The organism is Collimonas fungivorans (assembly GCF_028292705.1).
GTDB lineage: Bacteria > Pseudomonadota > Gammaproteobacteria > Burkholderiales > Burkholderiaceae_D > Collimonas > Collimonas fungivorans_B.
This window is the reverse complement of sequence record NZ_JAQGLV010000299.1, coordinates 1-6,678: the sequence shown is the minus strand read 5'-3', so window position 1 is coordinate 6,678 and position 6,678 is coordinate 1. Positions and strand designations below refer to the sequence as shown.

The 6,678-nt window shown below is 61.0% G+C and carries 8 protein-coding genes; 2 read left to right on the top strand and 6 right to left on the bottom strand.

What is annotated here, in order from left to right:
• The 6 genes from JWQ61_RS16895 to JWQ61_RS16870 form a co-directional block, all read right to left on the bottom strand.
• The gene (locus tag JWQ61_RS16895) at positions 1 to 933 is read right to left on the bottom strand and encodes an ABC transporter ATP-binding protein (RefSeq protein WP_304361545.1); all 933 of its coding nucleotides are present in this window, start codon (positions 931 to 933) and stop codon (positions 1 to 3) included.
• Positions 926 to 2,131, bottom strand: coding sequence for an ABC transporter permease (locus JWQ61_RS16890; protein ID WP_304361544.1), 1,206 nt, complete (start codon positions 2,129 to 2,131; stop codon positions 926 to 928). Before JWQ61_RS16890 ends, JWQ61_RS16895 begins: the two co-directional genes overlap by 8 nt.
• Positions 2,128 to 3,057 carry an ABC transporter substrate-binding protein gene (locus JWQ61_RS16885; protein ID WP_304361543.1) on the bottom strand — a complete coding sequence of 310 codons (930 nt, stop codon included), beginning with the start codon at positions 3,055 to 3,057 and terminating at the stop codon, positions 2,128 to 2,130. The genes JWQ61_RS16890 and JWQ61_RS16885 overlap by 4 nt, the downstream gene beginning before the upstream one ends.
• Positions 3,058 to 3,085: 28 nt before the next feature.
• Positions 3,086 to 4,054: a fatty acid desaturase gene (locus JWQ61_RS16880; protein WP_304361542.1), complete on the bottom strand. Its 969-nt coding sequence runs from the start codon at positions 4,052 to 4,054 to the stop codon at positions 3,086 to 3,088.
• A gap of 115 nt (positions 4,055 to 4,169) precedes the next feature.
• Positions 4,170 to 4,772 carry a DUF2726 domain-containing protein gene (locus tag JWQ61_RS16875; RefSeq protein WP_304361541.1) on the bottom strand — a complete coding sequence of 201 codons (603 nt, stop codon included), beginning with the start codon at positions 4,770 to 4,772 and terminating at the stop codon, positions 4,170 to 4,172.
• A 109-nt stretch (positions 4,773 to 4,881) separates the two neighbouring features.
• The gene (locus JWQ61_RS16870) at positions 4,882 to 5,442 is read right to left on the bottom strand and encodes a cupin domain-containing protein (protein WP_304361540.1); all 561 of its coding nucleotides are present in this window, start codon (positions 5,440 to 5,442) and stop codon (positions 4,882 to 4,884) included.
• Between the two features lie 136 nt (positions 5,443 to 5,578).
• Between JWQ61_RS16870 and JWQ61_RS16865 the strand changes: the two genes are divergently transcribed.
• Together JWQ61_RS16865 and JWQ61_RS16860 are read left to right on the top strand one after the other, a co-directional pair.
• Complete coding sequence (locus tag JWQ61_RS16865; RefSeq protein WP_304361546.1) at positions 5,579 to 6,013, top strand: YeeE/YedE family protein; 435 nt, start codon at positions 5,579 to 5,581, stop codon at positions 6,011 to 6,013.
• 10 nt (positions 6,014 to 6,023) lie between these two features.
• Positions 6,024 to 6,458, top strand: a complete 435-nt coding sequence (locus JWQ61_RS16860; RefSeq protein WP_304361539.1) for a YeeE/YedE family protein — start codon at positions 6,024 to 6,026, stop codon at positions 6,456 to 6,458.
• Positions 6,459 to 6,678: the final 220 nt, after the last annotated feature.

The following is a 6,678-nucleotide window of genomic DNA, read 5'->3' as shown; positions in this document are numbered from 1 at the left end:
TCATCGCGGCGCCTCGAGCAGGTCGGAGAAATGCAGCACGCCGGCAGCCTGGCCTTGTTCGTCCACTACAGGCAGGCTGTGCGCCTTGCGTGTGATGAAGGCGGACAGGGCTTCGCGCAGGGTGCTGTTGCTGCGGATCGGTTCGCCGGGAATCGCCGGTTCGCCGCGTACCCGGCCGGCGATCTTGTCTAGCCCGAGCAGGCGGATGCCGACATCGCTCTGGCCGACAAATTCGCGCACGAACTCGTTTTCCGGGGACAACAGGAAGTCGCGCGGCGTGCCTTGCTGCACGATGCGGCCATGGTCCATCAATACAATCCGTTCGCCCAGCGCCAGGGCTTCGTCGATGTCATGGGTCACCAGCACGATGGTCTTGCCGGACAGCTTGTGGATATTGGCCAGCTCCTGCTGCAGGCTGGCGCGCGTCACCGGATCAAGCGCGCCGAACGGTTCGTCCATCAGCAGCACGTCGGGATCGGCCGCCAGTGCACGCGCCACGCCTACCCGTTGCTGCTGGCCGCCGGACAGCTGGTCGGGATAACGATGGCGGAATTTTTCAGGGGACAGGTGCAGCAGTTCCAGCAGTTCGCTGACGCGGTCGTGGATCTTTGCCTTCGGCCATTTCAGCAGGACCGGGACGGCGCTGATGTTCTGTTCCACCGTCCAGTGCGGAAACAGGCCGACCGACTGGATCGCATAACCGATACGGCGCCGCAATTGCTCCGGCGAGTGCTCGACCACAGGTTTGCCGTGCAGCCTGATGCTGCCGCTGTCCGGTTCCAGCAAGCGGTTCAGCAGCTTCAGCAAGGTCGACTTGCCGGAGCCGGAAGTGCCGATCAGCACCACGAACTCGCCGTTCTTGATCGTCAGGGACAGTTCGCTGACCGCTTGCCAGCCGTTGAACGATTTGCTGACTTCGCTGATTTCAATCATGGATTTTTCTCCTGAAGATAGCGATCGCTACCTTGAATAGCGTATCGACCCCGATGGCCAGCAGGATCACCGGGATCACGCCCAGCAGCACCAAGTCCAGCGCGCTGCTCGACATGCCCTGGAACATGAGGACGCCGAAACCGCCGGCGCCGATCAGTGCCGCCACCACCGCCAGCCCGATTGCCTGCACGGTAGTGACGCGGACGCTGGCCAGGAACACCGGCAGCGCCAGAGGCAATTCGACATGGAAAAAGATCTGCCAGGGCGACATGCCGATGCCGCTGGCGGCCTCGCGCACATCGGCCGGCACTTGCTCCAGCCCGGCCAGCGTGCCGTGCGCCATCGGCAGCAGCGAATACAAGGTCAGCGCCAGCAATGCCGGCGGCAGGCCGACGCCGCCGATGCCGGACTGCGGAAACAGGCTGCCCAGCAGCGCCAGCGGGCCGATCAGCAAGCCGAACAGGGCAATCGAAGGGATGGTCTGGATGACGTTGAGCACCGGGAACAGCAGCTTGCGCGCCCGCCGGCTGCGGAAAGACAGGGCGCCAAGCAGGGCGCCGAGCAGCACCGCGGGCAATACCGAAAACAGCACCAGCTGCAGATGGCGCAGCAGCGCCAGGTTGAATGCATCCTCGTGGTTCTGGTATTCCTTCAGCAGCGACAGGCTATCCAGGTAACCCGAAGCGAGCAGCGCCGCGATCGGCGCCACCGCAAGCAATATCAGCGCTACCCGCGCCGGCAGACTGAGGGCAAGGCCGCGCAGCGCCTCCGCCAGTTGCAGCCAGGTGGTCAGCAGCAACAGCCAGAAAGCGCCGCCGAACGAGATGCGCGCCAGGGAATCCGTCTCGCCGCTGCGCAGCTGGGCTTCATGCCCGGCCAGGGCCAGCAGGCCGCCGCTCAGCGCCGCCGCAGCCATGAACAGGACAACATAAGTAAGGCGGGACGGCCGCAGCCAGGGCGCAGCCAGCAGCGGCAGGGCCGGCAGCGCCAGCAGCCAGTAGCGCGCGGCAAGCTGGCTGAGCAAGATGCCCTGGCCGCTGAGCAGCCGGTTGGGGGCATAGGTCAGCAAGGGCAGGTTAGTGGCGGCGACGATCGCGACGATCACCAGCAGCAGATGCACCGGGTTGTGCAGCTTGAGTGACGGCAGCGCGACGTTGCCCACGCGCCATGGCTGGTTGGCCAGACGCGCCATGGTCATTTGATAAAACCTTTGCTGCGCAGGTAATCGCCGGCTATCTTGCGGGCGTCGCGTCCTTCGATGGCGATGCCGGCGTTGAGTTTTTGCAGCGTCGGGCTATCCAGCGACAAGAATACCGGCTTCAGCAGACCGGCGATCTGGGGATACTTGGCCAGCACCTCGCCGCGGATCACTGCGGTCGGCGCATAGACCGGCTGCACCGCCTTGACGTCGTCCAGCGCCACCAGTCCCAGCGCAGCCAGTGCGCCATCGGTGCCGTACACCATCGCGGCGTTGACGCCGGAAGTCTGTTCTGCGGCAGCCTTGATCGTGGCCGCCGTATCGCCGCCCGCCAGGGTCAGCAGCTGGTCTTGTTTCAACTTGAATCCATAGGTGTTTTCAAAGGCTGGCAAGGCGTCCGGGCGCTCGATGAATTCCGCCGAAGCCGCCAGCTTGAAATGGCCGCCCTGGCTGATCCAGCGGCCCAGGTCAGTCAGCGTCTTGAGCTTGTTGGCCTGTGCCACATCCTTGCGCACCGCGATCAGCCAGGTGTTGTTGGCGGGGGACGGCGTCAGCCATGCCAGCTTGTTTCTATCGAGGTCGAGCTTCTTCACCAGCTGGTAACCGGCTTCGGCATTTTTCCAGGCCGGGTTCTTTTCATCGGAAAAGAAAAAAGCGCCGTTGCCGGTGTATTCCGGATAGATGTCGACCTCGCCTGAGATCAGCGCTCCGCGCACCACCTTGGTGGTGCCCAGCTGCAGGCGGTTGACGGTCTTGATGCCGTTGGCTTCCAGCACCAGCTGGATCAGGTTGCCCAGCAGCGCGCCTTCAGTATCGATCTTGGAACCGACCCGGACCGGCTCGGCGGCCTGGGCCATGGGGGAAAGCAGGGTAGCGGCCAAGGTGGTGGCCAAGGCGGCGGCCAGCAGGCGAGTGTAAAGACTCATGTTGACTCCGTTAGATAGCGATGCCGGTTCAGGCAAATGGATGGATATCGGCAATCACCGGTGTGCTGCGATGGCGCCACAGCAGCGGCAGGTAGCCGCGCTCGACAAAGCCGTCGCTGCGCTCCAGGTAGGTCTCGCGTTCGGCCAGATAGGCTTGTCGTAGGTGGAACCATGGCAGTCCGGGATGCAGGTGATGTACAAGATGGTAATTCAAATTCAGGAACAGCAGGCGCCAGGGCCATGCCGCTTCATTGATTACCGAACGTCCCTGTGTGGCCTCGACCGCCCGGTGTTCGTAGAAAGAACGCACCATGGTCAGGCTGAGGGCCGGATAAGCGACGGCGAACAGGTAGAACCAGGGGGATATCCCGGCGCCATGCAGGAATACCAGCAGCGCCGCCAGCAGCGCCAGGTGCCAGCTCCAGGTAACAATGGTTTTCCGGTTGCGCTGCCGCCATGCGGTGCTGACAGTCTGCGACCACGCCAGCGCCGGTCCGGCCAGCAGGCGGCCGCCTGACGTATTGCGGAAACGGCGCAAGGCCCTTCCCAGCGGGTTGCCGCTCTCCAGCGACACGTAATAGGTTTCCGGATCGGCGCCAGGCAGCGTCAGTATCTTTTCATCGCGATGATGGGCGAGGTGGCTGTCGCGATATACCGCGTACGGATACCAGACTGCCAGCGGCAGCTGGCCGAACAGGGCGTTGAAACCGGCGTGGCGGGTCGGATGGCCGTGTATCAGCTCGTGCTGCAGGGACATGTACCAGGCGCTCAGTGCGATCAGCAGAGGCGTGCCGAGCCACGGGCCCAGTTCGCGCCAATGCAGCACGGTGGCCAGCCAGCCGCCGTAAATCAGGGCAATCAGTCCCCAGGTAGGCAATTCCAGGCGTGCCAGCCATGCTGCGGCCGGCGTCTTTTCCGCCGCCGGGGCTACTGCCGCGGTCAACAGCTCGGGTTGATCAAGGAAATGGAATTTGGGGTCGTGAGGTAAAAAGTACATGCGCGGCTCTCTTTCCATTAGCCGCGAATATATAGTAGGTATATGCCAAGAAAGAACGAATCATTTTGAACAACTATATACGGAATAAATATATGCCCTGGACGCCTGGCGCAGTTCAGGCGCCCGCGGCTTTGCTGCCCTGGGGAATGTTCTCCAGCTTCCGCGCCATGTTGAACAATTGCTGCTCGAGGAGCTTGATCTTTTTTTCCTGGATGATTTCGGTTGCCGATTTTTCCGGGACAGAGAGTGGCACAGCCGGGAATATTTTCTTGATTTCTTCGACCGAGGGCAGGGGAACAGCTGGCCAGCGGATGAGTTTTATGCCCGCGGCTTCCATGGCGCTGTTTTTTCTGGCGTCACGTTTTTGCGCCGCCGCGGTGGCGTGGGATCTGTCATCAATTTCAATGCCCGCAAGGACGTCCAGGGATCCATTGCAAATGACGAAATCCAGGCTTTTCGCACTGATCGTGTTGAACGCGCCTCCCTGTTTTTTTGCATCGATGCAGCTCGAAAGCGCTACCTGGGCCAGGACCACATAGCCTGGAAGGGCATCGATCAGTTTCCAGTACATTTCCCGTTCGTTTGGTGTCAGCAGCGCCTTGCTGTTGTACTGGTAGCCAGTCTTTGCGTTTTCCGCCTTGCCTTTTTTACTCGCCAGGGCAGCAATAACAGCCAAGACGATTAACCCGAGAATGATTAAACCGAATCCCTTTAGCATTTATTCCCCCTGATAGATTTTTTGCAACTTTATCAGCTTTGGCGAAAAAACAGCAGATTTCGTATTCAACTTCCGCTCTGTGAATTCATCAGGGGCCGGCCGTGCGAATTCAGGGCCGGGTGAGCCTGACGATCACATCCTTGTGCTGCGGGAACAGCTTAAGCAGTTCTTGCCGCGTCGGCGTCACCATGTCTTCCATTTCCCATCCCGGCGCTACCGCCTCGCTGACCAGGCCGTACTGGCCTTTGGTCAGTTCGGCCGCTTTCCAGGTTCCGCCCTTGACGGCAAGTTGCAGCTGCTGGCCGTGCCGGATATCCGGTCCGACCACTACCGCCTCATACCTGCCGTCAGGGTAGATCAGGTGATAAGTGATGGGCGCACCCATGTGGTAATACTCTATGCCGTCGGAGCTTTTTGTATGGAAATGGTCTACTGGCGTGTCGTCGGTCAGCATGTAGTAGATCGTGGTCAGCGTGCTGCGCGGACCGCGCGCGGTGCTGATCTTGTCGCGCTGGTCGGACTTGAAGGTTTGCCGGAAATAGCCGCCTTCGAAATGATGTTCCAGCTGCAGCAGCTTGATGATCTCGTTCTTGTCCGGCACAGCCGGGCTGTCTGCCCAGCAGGCGCTGGTCAGCAGCAAGCCGCTACAGAAGATGGAGAAAATTTTCATAGACGACCTTTTTGAATGGGATGTTGCGGAATCGGATGCTGCGCCAATCATGCGAAAATGGACAAGCTTCATCAACGGCCTGGCAAAAAAACCTGAGCAAGAACCGGGCCAAACATTGGTCTTCAAGGAAAACATGATGTCTATCGACTGGAGCGCGTTTACCCCATGGCCAGCCCTGCTTGGCGGCCTGCTGATCGGCCTGGCCGCAGCCATGTTCGTACTGCTGAACGGCCGTATAGCGGGAATCAGCGGCATCCTGGGTGGGCTGTTGCAGCCAGCGCGAGGAGATGTCGGCTGGCGTGCCGCCTTCTTGCTAGGGTTGATCGGTTCTCCGCTGGCGTACGGCTTGTTTGCAGTGCTGCCCGCCGTGCGGATTGATGCCGGCTTCGGCGCCTTGATTGCGGCGGGGCTGCTGGTCGGCATCGGCACCCGTTATGGTTCCGGCTGCACCAGCGGCCATGGCGTCTGCGGCCTGTCGCGCCTGTCGCCGCGTTCGCTGGCGGCCACCGTCGTCTTCATGGGCTGCGGTTTTGTCACTGTCTACGTAATACGCCACCTGTTCGCCGCATAAGGAAAAATCCATGCTCATCATCACATCGTTGCTTGCCGGCCTGGTGTTCGGACTGGGGTTGATCGTATCCGGCATGGCGAATCCGGCCAAAGTGCTTGGTTTCCTGGATCTCGGCGGCGCCTGGGACCCGTCGCTGGCGTTCGTGATGGCTGGCGCCATTGCGCTGGGGCTGGTGGCATTCTCTTTTGCAAAGCGCAGGACCAGGTCTTTGATCGGCGCCGAGATGAAGTTGCCCACCGCACGCCATGTCGATCGACGACTGCTGATCGGCAGCGCCTTGTTTGGCGCAGGGTGGGGGATTGCGGGCATCTGCCCGGGACCGGGTCTGGTTGATCTCGGCATGGGGGAGACGAAAGCGCTGGTGTTTGTAGCGGCGATGCTGGCGGGCATGGCCGTGTTTGAGATTGCCGAGAAGCGCCGGCGCGCGACCAACTCGCCGCATTGAATACGTGTAGTGCCGGGGCTGCTGTTCTGCGGCCCTTTCCATCGACGATCCACCATGTGCTGACCGGAAGACCTGCCTGCGTGTCCAGGCAGCGGCGCGCAGACTTGTTCTCACCAGCGTCATTATCCGGTAACAAAACGTAGTTACCATCCGGAAAGATTTTTAACGCGGAGCGGTGGTTCCATCGCTCATTCGCGCAAATTTACTTTCCAATCAGGAT